Origin of the sequence: Modestobacter sp. VKM Ac-2978 (genome assembly GCF_026968025.1) — a bacterium.
Classification (GTDB): domain Bacteria; phylum Actinomycetota; class Actinomycetes; order Mycobacteriales; family Geodermatophilaceae; genus Modestobacter.
This window is the reverse complement of the sequence record NZ_JAPVBP010000003.1, coordinates 22,909-46,602: the sequence shown is the minus strand read 5'-3', so window position 1 is coordinate 46,602 and position 23,694 is coordinate 22,909. Positions and strand designations below refer to the sequence as shown.

The following is a 23,694-nucleotide window of genomic DNA, read 5'->3' as shown; positions in this document are numbered from 1 at the left end:
TTTGTCGATCTCGGTGGTCGGGAAGTCGCGCCCGGTGACCCAGACCGCCCACCGCTCTGCCGCCTCCACGACCGCCGCCGGGGGGTCGGCCTCCGTGCGCACCCGGCGGATCCGGGAGACCGCGCGGGAGGTGCTGGGGTTCGACGGCTTCCGCCCCGGCCAGGAGGACGCCATGAAGGCGGTCGCGGCCGGCCGGGACACCCTGGCCGTGCTGCCCTCCGGGGCCGGCAAGTCCGCGGTCTACACCGTCACGGGTTTCCTGCTGGACGGTCCGGTCGTCATCGTCTCCCCGCTCATCGCCCTGCAGCGCGACCAGGTGCAGCGCCTGGCGGAACTGGGCCAGGAGCGGGTCGGCCGGGCGGCGGTGCTCAACTCCGGGCTGTCCGCGCAGGAGCACCGGGCCGTGCTGGACGGCGTGGGTGACGGAACGGTCCGCTACTGCTTCCTCGCGCCGGAGCAGCTGGCCAAGCCGGAGGTGGTCCAGGCGTTGCGGGCGGCGTCACCGGCGCTGTTCGTCGTCGACGAGGCGCACTGCGTCTCCGCCTGGGGGCACGACTTCCGCCCGGACTACCTCCGCCTGGGCGGGGTCGTCCAGCAGCTGGGCCACCCGACGGTGCTGGCGCTGACCGCGACCGCCGCGCCCCCGGTCCGGGCCGAGATCGTGGAACGGCTGGAGATGACCGACCCGGAGGTCGTCGTGGCCGGGTTCGACCGTCCGGAGATCCGGCTGGAGGTCGAGCAGCACGCCGATGCGCACGCCAAGCACACCGCCGTCCTGGACCGGGTCACCGCGCTGACCGAGCGGGGCAGCGGGATCCTCTACAGCGCCACCCGCCGCAGCACCGAGGAGCTCGCCGAGGCGCTGGCCGACCGCGGGCTGCGTGCCCGGGCGTACCACGCCGGGCTGAAGAAGAGCGACCGCGACGAGGTGCAGGGGCAGTTCAAGGCCGACGAACTGGACGTCGTCGTCGCCACCACCGCCTTCGGCATGGGGATCGACCGGCCGGAGACCCGGTTCGTCGTGCACGCCGAACCGGCCGACTCGGTCGACAGCTACTACCAGGAGATCGGCCGGGCCGGCCGCGACGGTGAGCCGGCGGTGGCGGTGCTGGTCTACCGCCAGGAGGACCTCGGGCTGCGCAGGTTCTTCGCGGCGGGCGCCCCGGCCGAGGAGGAGCTGCAGCAGGTCGCCGGGCTGGTGCAGGCCGGGGCGGCAGCCGGGATGGACGGCGTGGACGTCCGCGACCTGCGCGAGGAGACCGGCCGCCCCGCGACCCCGCTGGTCCGCGACCTCAACCTGCTGGAACGGGCGGGCGCCGTCGTCCTGGACGAGGAGGGGACGGCGTCACCGGCCCCCGACGCACCGCGTCCCGGCCAGGCCGCCGCTGCCGCGCGAGAGCTCGCCGAGCACCACGTCCGGGTCGACGAGAGCCGGATCGAGATGATGCGTGGCTACGCCGAGACCACCGGCTGCCGGCGGCAGTTCCTGCTCGGCTACTTCGGCGAGCAGCTGGACCACCCCTGCGGTAACTGCGACAACTGCAGCGCCGGGCTCTCCCAGGAGCACGCCGCCGACGCGGACCACCCGTTCCCGGTGGACGCGACCGTCGAGCACACCGGGTGGGGCCCCGGCGTCGTCATGCGGCACGAGGAGGACCGCATCGTCGTCCTGTTCGAGGAGGTCGGGTACAAGACCCTCGGCCTGCAGGCCGTGCTGGACAACGACCTGCTGCGGCAGCGCTCCCGCGCCTGAGGACCCGGGCTCAGAGGAGGCCGCGACGGCGCTGCTCGCGCAGCTCGGCGAAGACCAGGCGTTCCCACCAACCGGGTGATCCCTGCCGCTCACCGTGCAACGCCCGACCTCCGGCGTGATCATGAACAGGGACCGGGCCGCTGGAGCCCGGCCGGGAGGAGTGCACGTGAAGGTCCTGGGCATCAACGCGATCTACCACGACCCGTCGGCGGCGCTGGTCGTCGACGGGAAGGTCGTCGCCGCAGCGGAGGAGGAGCGGTTCAGCCGGCGCAAGCACGGCAAGCGCCCGCTGCCCTGGAGCGCCTGGGAACTGCCCGAGCTGTCCGCGGCCTGGTGCCTGCGCGAGGCCGGCATCCGCCCCGAGGAGCTGGACGCGGTCGCCTACTCCTTCGACCCGGCGCTGATGGGCACCCCGGAGGAGTCCGGGCTGTTCGACGACGGCGACGTCATGCGCAAGAAGTACGCGGAGATGGCCCCGGACTTCCTGGCCCACGCCCTGCCCGGCCTCGACCCGGCGAAGGTGCGGTTCGTCAAGCACCACGTCGCGCACGCGGCGTCCGCCGGCCTGGGCGCCCCGCAGCGGGACAACGCGGTGCTGGTGCTCGACGGCCGCGGTGAGGCACACAGCCACCTGGCCGGCCGCTACGTCGACGGCCAGCTCGAGGTGCTCGCCGGCCAGGCACTGCCGCACTCGCTGGGCCTGATGTACGAGGACCTCACCGACCACCTGGGCTTCCTGCGCAGCTCCGACGAGTTCAAGGTCATGGCGATGGCCAGCTACGGCAAGCCCCGCTTCGTCGGCGAGCTGAGCGAGCTGATCCGGGCCACGGACGACGGCGGTTTCCGCACCGAGCAGATCGACTACACCGAGTTCGCCCCCCGCCTGGGCAAGGGCGACCAGTGGACGTCCGACCACGCCGACCTGGCCGCCAGCGTCCAGCAGCGGCTGGAGGAGGTGCTGATCGACCTGGCCCGCTGGGTGCACGAGCAGACCGGCGAGAAGACCCTCACCCTGGCCGGCGGCACCGCGCTGAACTGCGTGGCCAACACCCGGATCCTGGCCGAGAGCCCGTTCGAGCAGGTCTGGGTGCAGCCGGCCGCCGGGGACTCCGGGACGGCGCTGGGTGCCGCCCTGCACGTGGCCCGCGAGCTCGGCGAGGACACCCAGCCGATGCCGGGCGCCGCACTCGGCCGGGGCTGGTCCGACGACGAGATCGAGCAGGTGCTGATCACCGCGGCGATCGACTACGAGCGCCCGGACGACGTGGCCGAGGCCGTGGCCGAGGTGCTGGCCGACAACGGCATCGTCGCCTGGTTCCAGGGTCGCAGCGAGTACGGCCCGCGCGCGCTGGGGCACCGCTCGCTCATCGCCCACCCCGGTTTCGAGGCCAACCTGGAGCGGATGAACGACGTCAAGGGACGGGAGCAGTTCCGCCCGGTGGCCCCGATGGTGCTGCTGGAGAAGGCGCCGGAGATCTTCAGCCGCGGGCCGATCCCCTCGCCGTACATGCTCTTCGTGCACGACGTGGCGCCCGAGTGGCGGGAGCGCATCCCCACCGTCACCCACGTCGACGGGACGGCGCGGATCCAGACCATCGACCCGGAGACGTCCCCGCTGGTGCACCGGATGATCTCGGCGTTCGAGCGGCGCACCGGGCTGCCGGTGGTGGTGAACACCAGCCTGAACACCGCCGGTCGGCCGATGGTCGACGACCCCCGGGACGCGCTGGAGTGCTTCGGCTCGGCGCCGGTCGACCTGCTCGCGATCGGCCCGTTCGTCGTCCGGCGACCGAAGGCGACACCCCGCCCTTCTTGAGGTGACGATTCGGCAACGGCCGCCACCCGTTCGGGTGACGGCCGTTTTCGTGCCGGAGGCCTGGGAACTCCCTGTGTGCGCTCGCTGAGCACCTGGCGGCGCACGACCACACGGAGGCACCCATGTCCAACGCAGACCTGCCCGGCGCCGGCCGCCGAGGCATGACCTGGCCGCAGATGCTCGCCATGGCGATCGGTGTCGTCTACACGCTCGTCGGCATCGTCGGCTTCTTCATCACCGGCTTCGACGACTTCGCCGCACACACCGACGAGACGATCCTCGGGTTCGGCATCAACCCGCTGCACAACATCGTGCACCTCGTGATCGGCCTGGCCGGCATCGCGCTGGCCCGGACGCTGAGCACCGCCCGCACGTACGGGTGGCTGCTGGCCGTCGGTTACGGGGCGGCCTTCGTCTACGGCCTGTTCGCCGCGGGCGAGGACGAGCCGCTGAACTTCCTGAGCATCAACTGGGCCGACAACTGGCTGCACCTGGCCAGCGTCATCGCCGGCCTGGCGATCGCACTCGGCCCGGTGAAGACCGTGGACACCACGCACGGGTCGGACCAGTCCCTGCGCCGCTGAGCCCAGCGGCCGGGGCCTGACCCGGTACACCAAGCACCACCTCGACCGCCCGGACACCACCTGGTGTCCGGGCGGTCGCGCGTGGCACCCAGTGCCGACCCCGATGCGTCCTGCGTCACGTCCGGCGCTAACGTCCGTCCATGGACTTCACCCTCTCCGCCAAGGCCGAGGACGTCAGTGGCCGGATGTGGGACTTCATGCGGGAACAGGTCTTCCCCGCTGAGCCCGTGTACGAGGACTGGCGCGCCGCGCGCGGCCACGACGACCACGCCCACCCCCCGATCCTGGAGGACCTCAAGGCCGAGGCGCGCACGCGCGGCCTGTGGAACCTCTTCCACCACGAGCTCGGCGGCATGACCAACCTCGAGTACGCCTCGATCGCCGAGATCATGGGCTGGTCGCCGGTGCTCGCGCCGGAGGCGACCAACTGCGGGGCCCCGGACACCGGGAACATGGAGACCCTGATGCTCTTCGGCACCGAGGAGCAGAAGGCCCGCTGGCTCACCCCGCTGCTGGAGGGGGAGATCCGGTCCGGCTTCGCGATGACCGAGCCGGACGTCGCCAGCTCCGACGCCCGCAACATCCAGACCTCGATCGTCCGGGACGGCGACGAGTACGTCATCAACGGCCGCAAGTGGTGGACCAGCGGCGCCGCCGACGAGCGCTGCGAGATCTTCATCCTGATGGGCAAGACCGACCCGGACGGCCCGCCGCACCGGCAGCAGTCGATGGTGCTGGTGCCGCGGGACACCCCGGGCCTGGAGATCGTCCGGCACCTGCCGGTGTTCGGGTACCAGGACCAGCACGGCCACTCGGAGCTGCGGTTCACCGACGTCCGGGTGCCGGCGTCCAACATCCTCTCCGGCGAGGGCGACGGCTTCATGATCGCCCAGGCCCGGCTCGGGCCCGGCCGGATCCACCACTGCATGCGCGCCATCGGCATGGCCGAGCGGGCGCTGGCGCTGATGGTGGAGCGGGCGAAGTCCCGGGTCGCCTTCGGCCGGCCGCTGGCCGAGCAGGGCACCGTGCGGGAGTCGATCGCGCTGTCCCGGATCGAGATCGACCAGGCCCGGCTGTACGTGCTGCAGACCGCCGACCTGATCGACCGGTTCGGTGCCAAGGGCGCCCGCACCGAGATCTCCGCGATCAAGGTGGCCGCACCGCGGGTGGCCCTCGACGTCATCGACCGGGCCATCCAGCTGCACGGCGGCGCCGGGGTCAGCGGCGACACCGTGCTCGCCCGGTTCTACGCCAGCGCCCGCACCCTGCGGATCGTCGACGGCCCGGACGCGGTGCACATCCGCGGGGTCGCCAAGGAGGAACTGGCCCGCGAGCGCCCCTTCGCCGGCTGATGCCGGTGGGCCCGCCGCACACCGGCGGGCCCACCGGTCACGGGGCCAGCGTGCCCCCGAACGCACCGCCGGCCAGCTTGGCCATCAGCTGGGTGCGGTCCAGCCCGGCTGCGGCCAGCGCGTCGCCGTCCCGGTCGGTGTCGATCTGCTCCGGCAGGTCTCCCTCCACCTTGTCCGCGGTGTCGTTGTCGCCCTCGGTGCGCAGCACCTGGACCAACTGCTCCCTGCTGATCTGCACGGCCACCTCCACTGCTCGACGTGTCGTGGGTCACAGTGCCGTCTGGCCGCCGAGAACGCCAGATGGTCACGATCAGGTCACGGAGGCACCCCTCCCGGGCGGCGCATCGCGTCCTAGGGGGTGACGACGGGGGGAGACCGGTGAGAGCCGAGCACGAGGCAGCGTTCGAGGCGTTCGTCGCCGCGCGCTCCCACGACCTGCTGCGGGTCGGCTTCCTGCTGACCGCCGACCGCGGCCACGCCGAGGACCTGCTGCAGACCGCCCTGCTCAAGGCCTACCGGCACTGGGGCCGGATCTCCGGCGAGGACGCCTACCCCTACGTGCGCAAGGTGCTGGTCACCAGCGCCGCGAGCTGGCGCCGCCGCCGCACCACCCAGGAGATCGTCTCCCTCCCGGCACACGACGCCCCTGAGCCCGACCAGACCGACGTGTTCGCCGAGCGCGACGTCATGGCGACGGCGCTGGCCGCCCTGCCGCCGCGGATGCGCGCGGTCCTGGTGCTCCGCTACGGCGAGGACCTCGGCGAGGCCGCCACCGCGGCCGCACTGGGCTGCTCCGTGAACACCGTGAAGAGCCAGACCACCCGCGGCCTCGCCCGGCTGCGCGCCGTCCTGGCCGACCAGCTGCCGATGCCCGCCTTCGAGGAGCGCTGAGATGGACCTGATGGACGTCGAGACCCAGCTCCGGTCCCACCTGGCCGCACGCCCGGCCCTCCGCGCCCCCGACGACCTGGCCGAGCGCACCCGGGTACGGCACCGGCGGCAGCGCCGCCAGCAGGCAGCGGTGGTCGGCATCGGGCTGGCCGTGGTGCTGGTCTTCGGCTCGGTGCCGGTGCTGCGCGGCCTGCTGCCCGAGGTCGGCTCGTCCGACACCGCGGCCCCGTCCCGTGGTGTGACGTCCCAGAGCCTCTACGACGTGCCGGTCCGGGGAGCACTCGCCGGCGACGACGCCTGGCTGCAGGCGGTGGCCGCGCTGCCGTGGCTGGCCGACGGGTTCGCCCCCGATGCGCCCCCGCCCGTGGACAGCCACAGGGTGGCCTGGGCCGGCGACGAGGCCGGGCTGCGGATCGCCTTCGTGCTGGGTCAGGTCGACGGCCGGCTCAGCGGGACCTGGTTCACCGGCCCGGCCGGCGCCGAGCCCGGCCAGATGACGCAGGCGACCGGTGTCCAGCGCCTCATCCGCAACCAGCCGCTGGCGTTCGTCGACACCCCGGACGGCGGGTCGTCCGGGGTCCTCGTCGTGGTCGGCCTCCCCGGCGACACCGTGGAGCACGTGGACGGCACCACGGTGACCGCGGACGGCGAGGAGCAGGTGGACCGGCGCCCGCTGCCGGGGGAGGACGGCGTCGCGGCGGGCGAGTTCAGCGGCCCGGCGAGCAGCGTGCGGGCCGTCGTCTCGCGGAACGGGCGGGAGCTGGACTCGATGAGCCAGGTGTTCAGCGACCGCGCCTCGGCGATCGCGCAGGCCCCGGTCGCGGGGCTGACCGACCCCCGGGAGCTACGCCCCCGGGCCTCCGCGGAGACGGTGCAGCTGGTGCTGCACATGGCGGTGGACACCTACGGTGCCGGCCTGGACGGCGCGACCCCGGTGCTGCTCGCCGCCGGACCGACCGGGAGCGGCCGAGCGGAGATGGTGCTGGTCGGGTACACCTTCCGCTCCGGAGCGACGGTCCTGGTGGTCGGGCACACCGAGCTGACCGAGAACGGGACCAGCAGCTCGGTCTCCACCCTCGATCCGCAGCCGGCCGGGACCCCACTGGCCGACCAGCTGCTGGCGGTGCCGATGGACGGCAACCTGGCGCTGAGCGGCCCCCGCGAGGCCGCCACGGCGGAGCTGCTGGACGCCGGCGGGGCGCTGCTGACCTCCCTGCCCCTGGTCGCCGGCACCGGCGTCGGCCGCGCGGGCGACGGGCCGGCCGTGGCCGCGGTCCGGTTCCTGGCCGCGGACGACACCGTGCTCGCCGAGACGCCGGTCAGCGAGACCGGCCGGTGACCGGGGAGCCGGCGTCGGTCACCGCGATGCGGCAGCTGGCCGCCGAGGCGTGGGGACGGCGGGGGTCAGCGCGGTGGCGCCCGGCGTACGACGACGGCGCCCACCACCGCCGCCACCAGGGCGACCGCCACCTGGGCGATGCCGATCCCGCCGCGGTCGCTGCCGAACCACGTGACGCTGGAGACCAGCAGGACGAGGGCGACGCCCAGCAGGAACAGGCCGATCAGCCGCTGTCGATTGGCGCGCGGCTCCGGTGACGTCATGCCACCGACCCTCTCAGACCCGGCTGAGAACGGTTCCAGTGCGCTGATCGCCCCGGCACCGGCCGGCCGGTGACAGGGTGGGCGGCATGCGTGAGGACCACCGGCCTGCGGTGACCATCGAGCACGTGGCCCGTGCTGCCGGGGTCTCCCGGGCCACCGTCTCCCGGGTGCTCACCGGCTCCGGCCCGTCCTCCGCCGACGCCGGGCAACGGGTGCGTGCCGCGGCCGAGCGGCTGGGCTACACCGCCGACCCGGTGGCCCGCGCGCTGGTCCACGGCCGGGGCACGCGCCTGGTGGTGGCGGTGACCAGCGCGTCCCCGACCGAGCTCGTCGACTGCCCCTACGTCTCCCGGGTGGTCGGCTCCACCGCGCAGCGGTGCGCCGGCGAGGGGCTCGGGGTGGCGCTGCAGTGGCTGCCCCTGGGCGCACCGGAGCCCACCCTCGAAGCGCTCGCCCGGGACCGCTCGGTCGCCGGGGTGGTGCTGGTGAACACCACCCGCCGGGTGCTCGCCGCCGTGCCGCCCCGACTGGCCGGGCGGGTGACCTCCATCGGCGCGGGCTCCCCCACCGTGCCCCTGGTCGACGTCGACACCAGCGCCGCCGCAGCAGCGCTCACCGCACACCTGCTCCGCTCGGGCCGCCGGCGGATCGCGATGCTGGCCGGGCCGCCGTGGCTGCCCTGCGCCGAGCGCCCGGTCGCCGCGCACCGGGCCGCGGTCCGTGCCGCGGGCCTGCCCGAGCGGGTGCTGGCCGGGGACTTCACCACCGAGAGCGGTCGGCGGGGCGCCGTCGAGGCGCTGCGCCGCTGGCCGGACACCGACGCCCTGTACGCGATCTGCGACGAGACCGCCCTCGGTGCGATCCAGGCGGTCCGCGCGCTGGGCCGCCGGGTGCCGGACGACGTCGCCGTGACCGGCTTCGACGACCTGCCGCTGGCGGCCTTCAGCGGGCCGACGCTGACCACGGCGACGCACCCGGTCGAGCAGATCGCCGCCCGGGCAGCGGGCAGCCTGCTCGACCGGGACCGCACCCCGGTCACCCTGTTCCCCTCCGAGCTGGTGGTCCGGCAGAGCGCCTGAGCGGGGCGTTCAGATCGCGGCGGGGTACCGCGAGTGCTCGGGGAAGTTGCCGTGCAGCAGCTCGTTCTCAGCGCCCTGGGTGACCGCCTGCACCAGCAGCTCGCCACCGACGAAGCACCCCAGCCAGGAGGCGCCGCGGCCACCGAACGGCTCGGCCCGGTCACCACGGGAGCGGGGCTCGTTGATCCCGACCTTGAACGCCTGCACCTCCCGGGCCAGCCGGCGGGCCTTGTCCTCGTCGTCGCAGGCCAGGCTGGCGACCAGCGCGCCGTTGGAGGCGTTCATCTGGGCCAGCAGCTCCGCCTCGGAGTCGACGACGACGATCGTGTCGATCGGCCCGAACGGCTCGGCGTGCATGAGGGAGCTGGCGCCGGCGGGGGACAGCAGCGCGGCCGGCGCGACGTAGGCCGAGGTGTCCTGGCCGGTGATGAACCGGCCGTCGGAGACGCTGCCCCGGTACAGCGGCACCGCGCCCCGGTGCATCGCGTCGGAGACCTGGCGGCCGAGCTCCTGGGCCTTGGCCGCGCTGATCACCGGCCCGAAGTCCAGCGTCGGGAGGTCGTCGCCGTCGGCCTCGACGGCCAGCGGGTGCCCGAAGCGCAGCGACTGCACGACCGGCAGGTAGGTGGCCAGGAACTGGTCGACGAGCTCGCGCTGGACGACGTAGCGCGGGTAGGCGGTGCACCGCTGCTTGCCGTACTCGAAGCCCTTCTTGAGGTGCGCGGCCAGCCCGGCCCAGTCGGAGAACTCCCAGATCCCCCAGGCGTTGAGCCCCTCCTGCTCGAGCATGTGCCGCTTGCCGGTGTCCAGCAGGTCGGCGGCGACCTTCCCGCCGTTGGAGCGGCCGCCGACGAAGGCCAGTGCGCCGATCTCCGGGGAGCGCACCAGCACGCTGGACAGCTCCGCCCCGCCGCCGGAGAGCAGGGTGACCGGCAGCCCCTCCCGGGCCATCAGCGCGTGGGCCAGGGTCAGGCAGGCCGCACCGCCCTGCGACGGCGTCTTGGCCAGCACCGCGTTGCCGGCCAGCAGCTGCACCAGCTCGGCGTGCACCAGCACCGACATCGGGTAGTTCCAGCTGGCGATGTTGGACACCGGTCCGGCCAGCGGAGCCCGGTCGCCGAGCATGGTGTCGATCTCCTCGACGTACCAGCGGACGCCGTCCAGCGCCCGGTCGACGTCGGCGCAGGCCAGCTTCCACGGCTTGCCGATCTCCCAGGCCAGCAGCAGCGCGAGCTCGTCGCGGGCGGCGGCCATCGCCTCGACGGCGGCGGTGACCCGGGCCTTGCGCTCGGCGAGCGGGGTCTGCGCCCACTCGCGGTGGGCGGCGGCCGCGGCCAGGACGGCGTGCTGCGCCTCGCCGGCCGACAGCCGGGGGAGGCCGATCAGCTTGGTGCCGTCGACCGGGGTGACCAGCGGCTCGGGGCTGCCGATCGGTCGCCAGGCGCCGTCCACGAGGTTGTGCAGCCGGTCGGTGCCGAACGCCTCGGGCGCGAGGTCTGCGGCACGGCCGAGGACCGCGGCCCACTCGGTGCCGGGCTTGACGTGCAGGGCGGGGGGCGACGACGAGGCAGCCATGGCGGCACTCTGCCAGTCGTCTTGGACGTCTGGAGAGTGAACTGGCTCACACGGGGCCGGGGATCGTTGCCCGACCGTGATCCAGCGGCCGGGCGACCCCCGGCGAGTCAGGGCACAGTGAGCCAGGCCACTGCCCTGGGACACGCGCCCTCGAACACGACGGAGGTAACCGATGCAACGACGCCGGCTCACCCTTCCCGCACTCCTCGCCGCATCCGCACTGACCCTGGCCGGCTGCGGCGGCGCCGAGGACGAGCCCACGACCGGGGGTGGTGGGGGGGACGACGCCGCCGCGGCGGACTACCCGACCGACGACATCACCCTCTACGTGCCCTACGCCGCGGGCGGCCCGACCGACCTGGCCGCACGGACGATCGGCGACTGCCTGTCCACGGAGTTCGGGCAGACCGTCGTGGTGGAGAACCGCGAGGGCGCCTCCGGGGCCATCGGCATGCAGGCGATGCTCGCCGGCGGCGCCGACGGCTACAGCCTGTCGCTGATCGCCGTCCCGGCCACCGCGACGAACCCGCTCCAGCAGGACGTCGGCTACACCAACGAGGACTACCTCCCGGTCGCCGCCGTCACCGAGATCCCCTCCGTCCTCGCGGTCGGCGCGGACTCCGAGTACGCCGACGCCGAGGCGTTCTTCCAGGCCGCCGAGGAGAACCCCGGCCAGCTCAACATCGGCGTCCCCGGGGCGACGACGTCCCAGGCGATGGAGGTGCAGCGGATGGCGGAGGAGTACGACGTCCAGCTGACCGCGGTGCCGTTCACCGGGAACGCCGAGATGACCACGGCGCTGCTCGGCGGCAACGTGGACGCCGTCTTCATCAACGCCTCGGAGGACGTGCTGGCGAACATCGAGGCCGGTGAGTTCGTGCCGCTGGCGGTGAGCCCGCCCGAGCAGGTCGACTACCTGGAGGGGGTGCCCACGCTGGCCGAGTCGGGCTTCCCGGAGCTGACCAACAGCGTGTCGGTGTTCGGTCTCGCGGCCCCGGCCGGCACGCCCGACGACGTCGTCACCACGCTGGAGGAGACGGTCAACGACTGCCTGGAGCAGCCCGAGGTGATGGAGCGGCTCGGCGAGCAGTACGTGCCCGACGAGTTCATCGGCACGGACGCCTTCGCCGACCGGATCGACGAGATCGTCGAGACGTACGGGCCGATCCTGCAGGAGTGAGCCCCGGTGGCCGGCGCGTCCGCAGCTGGGGACGGCGCCGGTCACCGCTCGCCTGGTGGCGGGCTGGGCAGCACCTCCTCGGCGGTGGCCAGGAACCCGGCCAGCACCGGGGAGGGGTCCTCCCGTCGCCAGGCCAGCGCGATCGGCACCCGCACGTCGACACCTCCCGCGATCGGGCGGAAGACCACCCCTTCCAGCTGGAGCCGCTCGGCCGAGGCGGGCATCAGCGTCACGCCGACCGCGGCTCCGACCAGGGCGACCACCGTGTGCGTGTCCGGGGCCTCCTGGACCACCCGCGGGGTGAACCCGGCGGAGAAGCAGGCGTGCACCGCGGCGTCGCGCAGCGCCGAGCCGTGCCGCGAGGGGTAGGTGACGAAGCCCTCGCCGGACAGGTCGGCCAGGTCCACGGCGTCCGCACCGGCGAGCGGGTGGTCCATCGGCAGCACGGCCATCAGCGGCTCGTTGAGGATGACCCGGCTGGCCAGCGGTCCGTCGGGCACCGGCGCCCGGAGGAACCCGACGTCGATCCGCCCGTCCAGCAGCGCGCTGACCTGGGCGCCGCTGAACACCGCCGGGTGCAGGTCCAGCCGCACCAGCGGGTAGCGCAGCCGGTAGGCGCGGGCCATCCGCGGGAGCAGTCGCCAGGTGATCGCACCGGTCACCCCGACCCGGATCTCACCGCGCGCGCCCCGCTCCGCCGCCAGCACCGACTCCCGCGCCCGGTCGACCTCGGCCAGCACCCGGTGCACGTGCTCCAGGAACACCACGCCCGCCGCGGTCAGTCGCACCTGCCGGGTGGTCCGCTCCAACAGCAGCGTGCCGACGTCCTGCTCGAGCTGCTTGATCTGCTGGCTGAGCGCCGGCTGGGCAGTGTGCAGCCGGAGCGCCGCCCGCCCGAAGTGCAGCTCCTCGGCCACGGCGGCGAACGCACGCAGGTGTCGCAGCTCCATCGAACCCCTCCGCCACTCATGCACAGCCGCTCTCGATCAGCGGGTCATTCCGTATTGGACCACTCTCAAAGCCGGCCCTAGTGTCCTGGCTCACACGCGGCGTCAACGAGGACGAGGTGAGCACGTGCACGGCTCGACATCTGCGTCCCGCGCCCCCACCGAGGGGACGGCGGACCGGGGGCACCGGTGGCGCCAGCTGCACCGGATCGCGCCCCTGCTGCTCCTCGCCTTCGGGGTGGCCGCGGTCATCGGCTCCCGCCGGCTGGGCCTCGGGGAGCTCACGGCCCCGGGGCCGGGGCTGTGGCCCTTCATCGTCTCGGTGCTGCTGACCGGCACCGCAGCCGTTCTGGTCTTCATCGACTCGGCCGAGGACTACGAGCGGTGGACCGGCGGCACGGTGCGGATCATCGCCGGGCTGGTCAGCCTCGGGGTCTTCATCCTGCTGTTCCAGGCCTTCGGCTTCGTCGTCTCGGCGTTCCTGATGCTCGTGCTGTGGCTGCGGGTCTTCGGCGGCGAGTCCTGGCGGTGGACGCTGGGGCTGGCCGTCAGCGGCACGGCCGTGATGTACCTGCTGTTCGTCGAGCTGCTCGGCGTGCCCTTCCCCGACGGTCTCGTCGACACCGTGATCGGGGGCTGACGTGGACAGCTGGGACGGCATCCTCCAGGGCTTCTCCGTCGCCCTGACCCCGACCAACCTGCTGTACGTGTTCTTCGGCGTGCTGATCGGCACCGTCATCGGGGTGCTGCCCGGCCTCGGGCCCACGGCGTCGATCGCCCTGCTGCTGCCGATCACCTACACGGTCGAGCCGGTGACCGCGGTCATCCTGCTGGCCGGCATCTACTACGGCTCGATGTACGGCGGCACGATCACCTCGGTGCTGCTGCGGCTGCCCGGTGAGGCGGCGTCGGTGGTGACCACCTTCGACGGCTACCAGATGGCCAAGCAGGGCCGGGCCGGGCCGGCGCTGGGCATCGCCGCCATCGGCTCGTACATCGGCGGCACGGTCTCCGTGATCGGGATGATCCTGCTGGCGCCCCCACTGGCCGACCTGGCGGTCTCCTTCGGGCCACCGGAGTACGTCGCGCTGACCATCCTGGGCATCCTGCTGGTCACCTACCTGGGCACCGGCTCGGTGCTGAAGAGCCTGTGCATGGCCGCCCTGGGGCTGCTGCTCGCCACGGTCGGCCTGGACCCGATCACCGGTACGGCGCGCTTCACCTTCGGCGAGGTGGCACTGTTCAACGGCCTGGACTTCGTCGCGGTGGCGATGGGCCTGTTCGGTGTCGGGGAGATCCTGCACAGCCTCGAACGCACCGACAAGGTCCAGGCGGTCACCTCCAAGATCAAGGGCATCTGGCCGACCCGGAAGGACTTCCGCGACTCCTCCGGCGCGATCGGCCGCGGCTCGCTGCTCGGTTTCGTGATCGGGGTGCTGCCCGGCGGCGGCGGGGTGGTCTCCTCGCTGGCCTCCTACGCGATGGAGAAGCGCCGGGCCAAGGACCCGAGCCGTTTCGGCAAGGGCGCCATCGAGGGGGTCGCCGGCCCGGAGACGGCGAACAACGCCTCCTCCACCTCGGCGTTCATCCCGCTGCTCACCCTGGGCATCCCGCCCAACGTGGTGCTGGCGCTGATCTTCGGCGCCCTGATCCAGCAGAACATCACCCCGGGGCCGCAGCTGATCGAGCAGGAGCCGGAGATCTTCTGGGGCGTCATCGCCTCGATGGTGATCGGGAACCTGATGCTGCTGGCGCTGAACATCCCGCTGGTCGGGATCTTCGTCCAGATGCTCCGGGTGCGGGCCGGCATCCTCGCCGCGTTCGCGCTGCTGGTCACCATGGTCGGCGTCTTCTCGGTCAACAACAACGCGTTCGACATGTGGGTCGTGCTCGGCTTCGGGATCATCGGCTGGCTGATGAAGAAGACCGGCTTCGAGCCGGGCCCGCTGGTGCTCGCCTTCGTGCTCGGGTCGATCCTCGAGCGGGCGTTCCGGCAGTCGATGCTGCTCTCCGGCGGCGATCTCGACATCTTCGTCACCCGCCCGATCTCCGGCGGCATGTTCGCCTTCATGGCGTTGATCATCATCGTCAGCGCGATCATGAGCCGGCGGCGCAAGGCGGTCTTCGGCCGGGTCGACCCCGCCGACGTCGACGAGACCGACGAGTCGGCCCCGGACGCCGACCGACAGGTGGCCGCCGAGGGCAGCCCCGGCGCCGACTCGACCACCGACACCGCCGCTGACACCCCCACCGACGGCCCCTCGGGGTCCACCTCCACCACCCCAGGAGAACGATGACCACGCGCCGCACCCTTGCTGTCCTGCTCGTCACCGGCGTCGCACTGACCGGCTGCGGCGGCGCGGAGGAGACCACCGAGGCCGGCGGGTCCGCGGACGGGTACCCGACCGACGACATCCGGCTGCTGGTGCCCTACACGGCCGGCGGCCCGACCGACATCGCCGCCCGGGCGCTGGCGCTGCACATGGAGGGCGAACTCGACCAGAGCGTCGTCGTGGAGAACGCGCCCGGGGCCTCGGGGGCGACCGCCTACCAGCAGCTCATCAACGCCGAGGCCGACGGCTACACGCTGTCGATGACGGCGCTGCCCACGGCGGTGCTCAACTACCTGTCCAACGAGGTCGGCTACACCCGGGAGGACTTCGCGCCGGTCGGCGTGGTCACCCAGGTGCCCTCGGGGATCCTCGTCCCGGCCGACTCGCCGTACCAGTCGCTCGAAGACCTCTTCGACGCCGCCCGGGAGGACCCCCAGGCGGTCACCGTCGGCACGCCGGGGGCCACCAACACCCACGCCGCGGAGACCCAGCGGATCACCGCGCTCTACGACGTCCCGCTCACCGTGGTGCCGTTCAACGGCAACGCGGAGGTGCAGACCGCACTGCTGGGCGAGAACGTCACCGCAGGCTTCGCCAACCTGTCCCAGGACATCCTGCCCGCGATCGAGTCCGGCGATCTCCGGGTGCTGGCCGTCGGCAGCCCGGAGCCGCTGCCCTACGTGGACGCCCCCACCTTCGTCGAGCTCGGCTACCCCGAGCTGGTGCAGAGCACCACGACCTTCGGGGTCATCGCCCCGGCCGGCACGCCGGAGGAGGTGGTGCAGACGCTGGAGGACACGCTGCGCAGCGCGACGGAGGACCCCCAGGTCGTCGAGGCGCTGGACGAGCGCTACGTGCCGGAGGAGTTCATCGGCGCGGACGGGCTGGGCGAGCTGTTCGTCGAGACCGAGGAGACGTTCGGCGATGTCCTCGGCGACTGAGGTCGTGCCGCGGGCGACCGGCGTGCGCACCGGCGCCGACGACCTGGTCGCCGCCCTGCAGGAACTGGGCGTGAAGATCGCCTTCGGCCTGCCCGGGGTGCACAACCTGGCGATCTGGGAGGCGGCGGCCGCCGCAGGGCTGCGGCTGATCGGGGTGCGGCACGAGCAGACCGCGGTCTACGCCGCCGACGGGTACGCCCGCGCCACCGGCCGGCTGGGCGTCGCCGTCGTCACGACCGGCCCCGGGGCGGCCAACACCCTGGGCGCCACCGGTGAGGCGATGGCGTCGGGCGTGCCGGTGCTGGTGGTCGCCACCGACATCCCCAGCACGCTGCGCCGCCCCGGCGTCCACCGGGGCGTGCTGCACGAGACCCGGGACCAGGGTGCGATGTTCGCCCCGGTCACCAAGACGACGGTCACCTGCGACGCAGCCGATCAGCTGGCGGCGGAGACGGTGCGGGCGGGCGCGATCGCGCTGACCCCCGCCACCGGCCCGGTGTACCTGGGGGTGCCGACCGACCTGCTCAGCGCCCCCGTGGACGGCGACCGGCCGGCCGCCCCGACCGTCCCGCCACCGGCTCCCGCTCCCGAGGCGGACGTCGCCCGCGCGCTGGAGCTGCTGGCCGCCGCCCGACGTCCGCTGCTCTGGGTGGGTGGCGGTGCGCTCCGCAGCGGCGCCGGTGAGGTGCTGGGCCGGCTCGCCGAGCAGCTCGCCGCACCGGTGGTCACCACCTACAACGCCCGCGGCGTGCTCCCGCCCGACCACCCGTGCCTGGCACCGGGCCTGGCCCACGTGCCCGACATCGGGGCGCTGTGGGACGACGCCGACCTGGTGGTCGCCGTCGGCAGCGACCTCGACGGTCTGTCCACGCAGAACTGGGCGATGCCCCAGCCGGCCACCCTGCTGGCGGTGAACGTCGACGCCGCCGACGCGAGCAAGAACTACCCGGCCGACCTCACCCTGGTCGGCGACGCCACCGCGGTGGTCGGCCAGCTCCTCGACGGCGCCCCCCAGCGCGAGGGCCTGCCCGAGCTGCGGGCACGGCTGGCCCGCCTGGGCAGCCGGGTGCGCGAACTGGTGGCGGCCGACGAGCCGCAGGCCGCCCAGCTGCTCGACGTCCTGGACCGGGTGGCCGTGCCGGACGGGGTGCTGGTGGCCGACATGTGCATCGCCGGCTACTGGGTCGCGGCCTTCGGGCGGATCCCCGGTCCGCGCCGGCTGGCCTTCCCGATGGGCTGGGGGACGCTCGGCTACGCCTTCCCGGCGGCGCTGGGTGCGGCGCTGGCCGGGCAGGGCCGCACCCTGGCCCTGGTGGGCGACGGCGGTTTCCTCTTCGCCTGCGGCGAGCTCGCGACGGTCGCCCAGGAGCAGCCGGAGCTGACCGTGGTGATCGTCGACGACGGCGGCTACGGGATGCTCCGCTTCGACCAGGTGCACAGCGGGACACCGACCCGCGGCGTCGACCTGGTCACCCCGGACTTCGTCGCCCTGGCCCGCTCCTTCGGCGTCCCCGCCGAGTCCGTCGACGGCTTCGGGCCGGAGTTCGAGCAGCAGCTGACCGCGGCCCTGGCGGCGACCGGCCCGAACGTGCTGGTGGTCCGGGCCGCCCTCACCCCGCCGCCGTCGACGTCCCCGCGCTGGTACCGGCGGCAGGGTCCGCGGTGATCGACAAGCGGGTGGCGACCCTCGCCGACGCCGTCGCCGGGATCTCCGACGGCGCCACGGTGCTGGTCGGGGGCTTCGGGGACTCCGGCGTCCCGGTGGAGCTGGTGCACGCCCTGCTCGACCAGGGCGCCCGGGACCTGACCGTGGTCACCAACAACGCCGGGGCGGGGGAGAGCGACGTCGCGGCGCTGATCCGGGAGCGCCGGGTCCGCCGGATCGTGTGCTCCTACCCCCGGTCGATGGGCTCGATCTGGTTCGAGGAGCTGTGGCGGGCCGGCGAGATCGGGCTGGAGCTGGTGCCCCAGGGGACGCTCAGCGAGCGGATGCGGGCCGCCGGCGCCGGGCTGGGCGGCTTCTTCACCCCGACCGGCGCGGACACCCTGCTGGCCGAGGGCAAGGAGGTGCGCACCATCGGTGGGCGCCCGCACGTGTTCGAGCACCCGCTGCCCGGCGACGTCGCACTGGTCAAGGCACACCGGGCCGACCGGTGGGGCAACCTGGTCTACCGCAAGGCGGCCCGCAACTACGGCCCCACCATGGCCACCGCAGCGACGCTGACGGTGGTGCAGGTCGAGGAGTTCGTCGAGCTCGGCGACCTGGACCCGGAGACGGTGGTCACCCCCGGGATCTTCGTGGACCGGGTCGTGCAGGTGGCGGCGTCGTGATCGACCCGCTGAGCGACGTCGCGGTGGCCCGCCGGGTGGCCCAGGACATCCCGGACGGCGCCTACGTGAACCTGGGGATCGGCATGCCGATCCTGGTCGGCGACGTGGTCGGCCCGGACAAGGAGATCGTCTACCACAGCGAGAACGGGATCCTGGGGATGGGACCGGCCCCGGCGCCCGGCGAGGAGGACCGGGAGCTGATCAACGCGGGCAAGCAGCCGGTCACCCTGCTGCCCGGGGGCTCCTACTTCCACCACACCGACGCCTTCGTGATGATGCGCGGCGGGCACATCGACATCTCCGTGCTCGGCGCCTTCCAGGTCTCCGAGGGCGGGGACCTGGCCAACTGGATCACCGACGTCGCCACCATGCCGCCCGCGGTCGGCGGGGCGATGGACCTGGCCGTGGGCGCCCGACGGGTGCTGGTGATGACCACGCACACCACCCGGGACGGCCGGCCCAAGCTGCTGCCCCGGTGCACCTACCCGCTCACCGCCGCGCGGGTGGTGGACCGGGTCTACACCGACCTGGCGGTCCTCGACGTCGGCCCCGACGGGTTCGTCGTCCGGGAGATGGCCCCCGGGCTGACCCGCGCGGAGCTGCAGTCGGTCACCGCCGCCCGGCTCACCTTCGCCGACGACGTCGTCGAGCTCGACCCGCACTGACCGGCCCCACCCCACCACCGGAGGCAACGATGCCCCTGTCCCGCACCGCCCGCGCACTCGCCACCGTGACCACGCTCGGCCTGCTCACCGCCTGCGGTGGGGCGGAGGAGACGTCGTCCGGCTCCGCCGACTCGGCCGAGGAGTACCCGACCGAGGACATCCGGCTGCTGGTGCCCTACGGGGCCGGCGGGCCCACGGACCTGGCCGCCCGCGCCTACGGCGCCTCCCTGGAGGAGCAGCTGGGGCAGACGGTCGTGGTGGAGAACCTGCCCGGAGGCTCGGGTGCACTCGCGACCCAGGAGCTGATCGGGGCAGATCCCGACGGCCACACGCTCTCCTTGGCCACCGCTGGGACCCTGGTGGTGACCCCGCTGGCCAACGAGGTCGGCTACACCAAGGACGACGTGACGCCGATCGGGGTGATGACCGAGGTGCCCTCGGTGCTCGCCGTGGGTGCGGACTCGCCGTACGCCACCGCCGAGGACTTCTTCGCCGCCGCCCGCCAGCAGCCCGGCACGCTGAACGTCGGTACCCCCGGCGCTTCCACCCCGCAGGCGATCGAGCTGCAGCGGCTGGCCGAGGAGTACGACGTCGAGGTCACCGCCGTGCCGTTCAACGGCAACGCGGAGATGACCACCGCCCTGCTGGGCGGCAACGTCGACGCGGTGCTGATCAACGCCTCCTCCGACGTGACCGAGAACATCGACGCCGGCCAGTTCCGCCCGCTGGCGGTCTCCTCCGCGGAGCCGCTGTCCTGGTTGCCGGACACCCCCACGCTGGCCGAGTCCGGTTTCCCGGAGCTGACGCTGGCCGGGTCGACGTTCGGCCTCATCGGGCCCGGCGAGCTGCCCGAGGAGATCGTCACCCAGCTGGAGGACGCGCTGCAGACGGCGTCCGAGGACCCGGCGGTCGTCGAGCAGATCGGCGAGGAGTACGTGCCGGAGGAGTTCCAGGGCGCGGAGGAGTTCCAGGAGCTGCTCGACCGCACCCAGGAGGTCTACGAGCCGATCCTCGGCGGCTGACCGCCGTCCCTCCGGGGGCCGATCCGATGGGCGGGGCGCGACACGATCGCGCCCCGCCGCGCCCGCCTGCTTTCGTTCGACGCGATCACGGTTTCGGATCATCTTCACTTGTTGACGTTCAGTTTCGTTCTCCTTAGCTTTGCGGCCTGCATCACAACGCTCCACCCACTCGCCGCTGACGCCGAGGAAGGAACGACCCGTGACCTCACTCGACGAGTTCGCCCGTTCCCGGGCGATCCTCGAGCAGCTGGACAGCCACGGCCGTGTGCTCGTGGCCAGCCTGGCCGACCAGCTGGGCGTGTCCACGGTCACGATCCGCAAGGACCTCGAGGCGCTGGAGCAGCGGTCGGTGCTGCGCCGGGTCCGCGGTGGGGCGGTCCCGGCCGCGGTCTCCGACGAGGGCTCGTTCGAGAGCCGGCTGCGGCACCGGCGGGCCGAGAAGGAGGCGATCGCCGACGCGGTCGCCCCGCTGGTCCGGGACGGCGACGTGATCGCCCTCGACTCCTCCAGCACCTGTCACTACCTGGCCCAGCAGCTGCTCGACCGTCGCGGGCTCGTCGTCGTGACCAACAGCCTGCCCACGGCCACCCTGCTCTCCGAGCGCACCGACGCGAACGTGCTGCTCCCCGGCGGGGTCGTCCGCCGCTCCGCCCGCTCGCTGGTCGGGCTGGTCGGCGACGTCCTCGCCGGCCGCGGCCGGATCGACCGCGGCTTCCTCGGCGGTCACGGCATCTCCGTCGAGCACGGGCTGCTCGACCTGGCGAACGAGGAGGCCCAGGCCAAGCGCTACCTGGCCGACGCCTGCACCGAGGTCTACGGGCTCGTCGACTCCGCGAAGTTCGGGGGCTTCTCCATCCACCCGTGCGTGCCGATCGGCCGGCTGACCGCCGTCTACACCGATGACGGGGTGGACCCGGCCCAGGCCGCCGCGATCACGGCCGCCGGCGTCCCCGTGCACGCCGTGGCGATGGAGCGTCGGTCATGAGCGGCCGGCCGGGCACCGGCCAGACCGTCGCCGCCGTCGACCTGGGCGCCGAGAGCGGTCGGGTCGTCGCGGCCACCTTCGACGGACAGCGGCTGGACCTCGACGTCGTCGGCCGGTTCCCCAACGGGGCCCGCCCGGTGGACGGCGTGCTCCGCTGGGAGTTCGAGCGGCTGTGGGGACACGTCGAGGATCAGCTGGCCGCACTCGGGCAGGACCGGTCGATCGCCTCGGTCGGCGTGGACACCTGGGGCGTGGACTACGGCCTGCTGCGCGCCGACGGCACGCTGCTGGACGAGCCGACCTGCTACCGCGACCCCCGGCAGGTCCGGGCGATGGCCGAGGCCATCGGCATGGTCGGGCAGGAGGCCCTCTACGCCGCCACCGGCTGCCAGACCATGGAGATCAACGGGGTCTTCGCCCTGCTGGACGACGCCCACCACACCGACCGGCTGGCCGGTGCGGCGACGCTGCTGATGGTGCCGGACCTCTTCCACCACCGGCTCTCCGGCCTCCGCGCCACCGAGCACACCGCCGCCTCCACCTCCGGCATGTACGACACCGCGACCGGCAGGTGGGCGACCGGGCTGCTCGACGCCCTGCAGGTCCCCACCCACCTGCTGCCGGCGGTCGTGGCGCCGGGCACCGACGTCGGCCCGGTGGTCGGCCCGCTCGCCGAGGGGCCGCTGGCCGGCACCCGGGTCGTCGTCCCGACCGGCCACGACACGGCCGCGGCGGTGGTGGGCACCCCGTTCAGCGGCCCCGGTGGGCTCTTCATCTCCTCGGGCACCTGGTCCCTGATGGGGGTCGAGCGGGACGACGCCCTGGTGACGCCGGAGACGTCGGCCGCCAACCTCACCAACGAGGGCGGCTACGCCGGCACCGTCCGGCTGCTGCGCAACGTCATGGGGCTGTGGATCCTGCAGGAGTGCCGCCGGCAGTGGGCACGCGAGGGGGCCGACCTCAGCTACACCGACCTGGTCGAGCTGGCCACCGCCGAGCCGCCGCTGCGCAGCATCGTGAACCCCAACGCCACCGACTTCCTGGCCCCGGGCGACATGCCCAGCCGGTTGCGCGCCTACTGCGCGCGGCACGGTGACCCGGTGCCGGAGACGGTCGGCGCGGTCGTCCGCTGCGTGATCGACAGCCTGGCCCTGACCTACCGCGCCACGGCGGAGGACCTGGTGGCGGTGACCGGGCAGCCGGCGACCTCGATCAACGTCACCGGAGGCGGCTCGCAGAACGCCCTGCTGGCCCAGGCGACGGCCGACGCGACCGGCCTGCCCGTGCACTGCGGGCCCGTCGAGGCCACCGCGCTGGGCAACGCCGGCGTCCAGCTGATCGCCCTGGGCGAGCTCGCCGACCTGGCCGATCTCCGCCGGGTCGTCGCCGCCTCGGGCCGGCTGCGCACGTACGAGCCGAGGTCGTCCTCCGCGTGGGACGACGCCGCGGCCCGGCTGCGGCAGCTGATGACCGCCGACGACCAGGCCCGCGGCCTCCGCGGCGGCTGATCCACGACTCCCGGGCAGGTGCCCGGTCCCCGCCTCTCTCCCGAGCGGCGGGCTCACCGCGGGGAACACCCCGCATCACGATGGAGTGAAGATGAGCGCAAGGCGTAACAGGGCCACGGTCGCCGTGGTCGGTGTCGGGATGGCCCTCACCCTTGCCGGGTGTGGCGAGGGCAGCGGCGGGTCCGCTGGAGGCAGCGGCGGATCCGGTGGTGGGGACGACATGCCCACGATCGCCTTCGTCCCCAAGTTGCAGGGCATCCCCTACTTCGAGGCGATGAACGCCGGCGGCGAGGCCGCCTGCGAGGAACTGGGCTGCGAGTGGCTGTACCAGGGCCCGGTCGAGGCGGATGCTGCCGCTCAGGCCGACATCGTCCGTTCCTTCATCCAGCAGGACGTCGACGTGCTCTTCGTCGCGCCCAACGACCCCGACTCGATGGCCCCCCTGCTGCAGGAGGCCGCCGACGCCGGCATCGCGGTGGGCACCACCGACACCGACGCGCCGAACTCGGTCCGCGAGGTCTTCGTCAGCCAGGCCTCCACCGAGGGCATCGGCCAGACGCTGACCGACCAGATGGTCGAGGCGATGGGCGGCGCCGGCCGCTACGCCATCGTGTCCTGCGGTGAGACGGCGGAGAACCTGAACAGCTGGATCGAGGTCCAGCGGGAGTACACCGCCTCGGAGTACCCCGAGGTGGAGATCACCGAGGTCGTCTACGCCGGTGAGGACCAGGCCGCGGCCACCCAGATGGCCACCGACCTGATGAACTCCGACCCGACGCTGACCGGGCTGGTCGGCGAGTGCACCTCCTCGGCACCGGGCGTCGCCCAGGCCGTCCGGGACGCCGGCCGGATCGGCCAGGTCTCCACCGTCGGCCTCGGCACCCCCAACTCCATCGCCCCGTACCTGGAGGACGGTTCGGCCTCCTCCAGCGTGCTGTGGGACGTCGAGGCGCTGGGCTACCTCACCGTCTGGGCCGGCATGCAGCTGGCCGAGGGCGCCGAGTTCGAGGCGACCAACGACGTCAACTCCGACCTGTCCGCGGTCGAGTACGACGAGGAGACCAAGACCCTGCTCCTCGGCCCGCCGCTGGTCCTGACCACCGAGAACGTCGGCGAGTTCGACTACTGAG

22 protein-coding genes are annotated in these 23,694 nt (G+C 73.3%); 18 read left to right on the top strand and 4 right to left on the bottom strand.

The genetic code is table 11. The features are described 5' to 3' along the window. The first annotated feature begins 34 nt into the window (after window positions 1-34). The 4 genes from O2W53_RS07720 (at window position 35) to O2W53_RS07705 (ending at window position 5,505) form a co-directional block, all read left to right on the top strand. Window positions 35-1,753, top strand: a complete 1,719-nt coding sequence (locus O2W53_RS07720) for a RecQ family ATP-dependent DNA helicase (protein ID WP_269162429.1) — start codon at window positions 35-37, stop codon at window positions 1,751-1,753. 166 nt (window positions 1,754-1,919) lie between these two features. Then, window positions 1,920-3,569 (top strand): carbamoyltransferase family protein, encoded by a 1,650-nt coding sequence (locus tag O2W53_RS07715; RefSeq protein ID WP_269162426.1) that lies wholly within the window; start codon window positions 1,920-1,922, stop codon window positions 3,567-3,569. A gap of 122 nt (window positions 3,570-3,691) precedes the next feature. Then, window positions 3,692-4,153, top strand: a complete 462-nt coding sequence (locus O2W53_RS07710) for a DUF4383 domain-containing protein (protein ID WP_269162424.1) — start codon at window positions 3,692-3,694, stop codon at window positions 4,151-4,153. A 140-nt stretch (window positions 4,154-4,293) separates the two neighbouring features. Beyond that, window positions 4,294-5,505 (top strand): acyl-CoA dehydrogenase family protein, encoded by a 1,212-nt coding sequence (locus O2W53_RS07705; RefSeq protein ID WP_269162423.1) that lies wholly within the window; start codon window positions 4,294-4,296, stop codon window positions 5,503-5,505. A 37-nt stretch (window positions 5,506-5,542) separates the two neighbouring features. Here O2W53_RS07705 and O2W53_RS07700 read toward each other — a convergent pair whose 3' ends face one another. Continuing rightward, the gene (locus tag O2W53_RS07700) at window positions 5,543-5,743 is read right to left on the bottom strand and encodes a hypothetical protein (protein WP_166754461.1); all 201 of its coding nucleotides are present in this window, start codon (window positions 5,741-5,743) and stop codon (window positions 5,543-5,545) included. 140 nt (window positions 5,744-5,883) lie between these two features. Between O2W53_RS07700 and O2W53_RS07695 the strand changes: the two genes are divergently transcribed. Continuing rightward, entirely contained in the window at window positions 5,884-6,396 is a 513-nt protein-coding gene (locus tag O2W53_RS07695; protein WP_269162422.1) for a SigE family RNA polymerase sigma factor, read from the top strand. 1 nt (window position 6,397) lies between these two features. Beyond that, window positions 6,398-7,735, top strand: a complete 1,338-nt coding sequence (locus O2W53_RS07690; protein ID WP_269162421.1) for a hypothetical protein — start codon at window positions 6,398-6,400, stop codon at window positions 7,733-7,735. Window positions 7,736-7,800: 65 nt separating this feature from the next. On the opposite strand, the gene O2W53_RS07685 is transcribed toward O2W53_RS07690, so the two are convergent. Continuing rightward, entirely contained in the window at window positions 7,801-7,998 is a 198-nt protein-coding gene (locus O2W53_RS07685; RefSeq protein ID WP_269162420.1) for a hypothetical protein, read from the bottom strand. Between the two features lie 86 nt (window positions 7,999-8,084). Here O2W53_RS07685 and O2W53_RS07680 point away from each other — a divergent pair, with 86 nt between their 5' ends. After that, window positions 8,085-9,077 (top strand): LacI family DNA-binding transcriptional regulator, encoded by a 993-nt coding sequence (locus tag O2W53_RS07680; RefSeq protein ID WP_269162419.1) that lies wholly within the window; start codon window positions 8,085-8,087, stop codon window positions 9,075-9,077. Window positions 9,078-9,086: 9 nt separating this feature from the next. Here the strand turns inward: O2W53_RS07680 and O2W53_RS07675 are convergent, their stop codons facing one another. Further along, window positions 9,087-10,652 carry an aldehyde dehydrogenase family protein gene (locus O2W53_RS07675; protein WP_269162418.1) on the bottom strand — a complete coding sequence of 522 codons (1,566 nt, stop codon included), beginning with the start codon at window positions 10,650-10,652 and terminating at the stop codon, window positions 9,087-9,089. A gap of 172 nt (window positions 10,653-10,824) precedes the next feature. Here O2W53_RS07675 and O2W53_RS07670 point away from each other — a divergent pair, with 172 nt between their 5' ends. After that, window positions 10,825-11,832, top strand: coding sequence for a tripartite tricarboxylate transporter substrate binding protein (locus O2W53_RS07670; RefSeq protein ID WP_269162417.1), 1,008 nt, complete (start codon window positions 10,825-10,827; stop codon window positions 11,830-11,832). Between the two features lie 41 nt (window positions 11,833-11,873). Here O2W53_RS07670 and O2W53_RS07665 read toward each other — a convergent pair whose 3' ends face one another. After that, window positions 11,874-12,782 (bottom strand): LysR substrate-binding domain-containing protein, encoded by a 909-nt coding sequence (locus O2W53_RS07665; RefSeq protein WP_269162415.1) that lies wholly within the window; start codon window positions 12,780-12,782, stop codon window positions 11,874-11,876. A 124-nt stretch (window positions 12,783-12,906) separates the two neighbouring features. On the opposite strand from O2W53_RS07665, the gene O2W53_RS07660 reads away from it, so the two are divergent. The 10 genes from O2W53_RS07660 to O2W53_RS07615 all read left to right on the top strand — a co-directional run bounded on the left by O2W53_RS07660 (window position 12,907) and on the right by O2W53_RS07615 (window position 23,693). After that, a complete protein-coding gene (locus tag O2W53_RS07660; protein WP_269162414.1) occupies window positions 12,907-13,419 on the top strand; it encodes a tripartite tricarboxylate transporter TctB family protein in 513 nt (170 codons plus the stop codon). Between the two features lies 1 nt (window position 13,420). After that, entirely contained in the window at window positions 13,421-15,076 is a 1,656-nt protein-coding gene (locus O2W53_RS07655) for a tripartite tricarboxylate transporter permease (RefSeq protein ID WP_269162413.1), read from the top strand. After that, window positions 15,073-16,053, top strand: a complete 981-nt coding sequence (locus tag O2W53_RS07650) for a tripartite tricarboxylate transporter substrate binding protein (RefSeq protein ID WP_269162412.1) — start codon at window positions 15,073-15,075, stop codon at window positions 16,051-16,053. Before O2W53_RS07655 ends, O2W53_RS07650 begins: the two co-directional genes overlap by 4 nt. Beyond that, a complete protein-coding gene (locus O2W53_RS07645) occupies window positions 16,037-17,719 on the top strand; it encodes a thiamine pyrophosphate-binding protein (protein ID WP_269162411.1) in 1,683 nt (560 codons plus the stop codon). The genes O2W53_RS07650 and O2W53_RS07645 overlap by 17 nt, the downstream gene beginning before the upstream one ends. Continuing rightward, a complete protein-coding gene (locus tag O2W53_RS07640) occupies window positions 17,716-18,384 on the top strand; it encodes a 3-oxoacid CoA-transferase subunit A (protein ID WP_269162410.1) in 669 nt (222 codons plus the stop codon). Before O2W53_RS07645 ends, O2W53_RS07640 begins: the two co-directional genes overlap by 4 nt. Next, window positions 18,381-19,049, top strand: coding sequence for a 3-oxoacid CoA-transferase subunit B (locus O2W53_RS07635; RefSeq protein ID WP_269162409.1), 669 nt, complete (start codon window positions 18,381-18,383; stop codon window positions 19,047-19,049). Before O2W53_RS07640 ends, O2W53_RS07635 begins: the two co-directional genes overlap by 4 nt. A gap of 29 nt (window positions 19,050-19,078) precedes the next feature. Further along, on the top strand, window positions 19,079-20,071 hold the full coding sequence (locus tag O2W53_RS07630) for a tripartite tricarboxylate transporter substrate binding protein (protein WP_269162408.1): 993 nt from the start codon (window positions 19,079-19,081) through the stop codon (window positions 20,069-20,071). 199 nt (window positions 20,072-20,270) lie between these two features. Beyond that, a complete protein-coding gene (locus O2W53_RS07625) occupies window positions 20,271-21,056 on the top strand; it encodes a DeoR/GlpR family DNA-binding transcription regulator (protein WP_269162407.1) in 786 nt (261 codons plus the stop codon). Beyond that, complete coding sequence (locus O2W53_RS07620) at window positions 21,053-22,564, top strand: rhamnulokinase (RefSeq protein WP_269162406.1); 1,512 nt, start codon at window positions 21,053-21,055, stop codon at window positions 22,562-22,564. Before O2W53_RS07625 ends, O2W53_RS07620 begins: the two co-directional genes overlap by 4 nt. 220 nt (window positions 22,565-22,784) lie before the next feature. Beyond that, a complete protein-coding gene (locus O2W53_RS07615; RefSeq protein ID WP_269162405.1) occupies window positions 22,785-23,693 on the top strand; it encodes an autoinducer 2 ABC transporter substrate-binding protein in 909 nt (302 codons plus the stop codon). Window position 23,694: the final 1 nt, after the last annotated feature.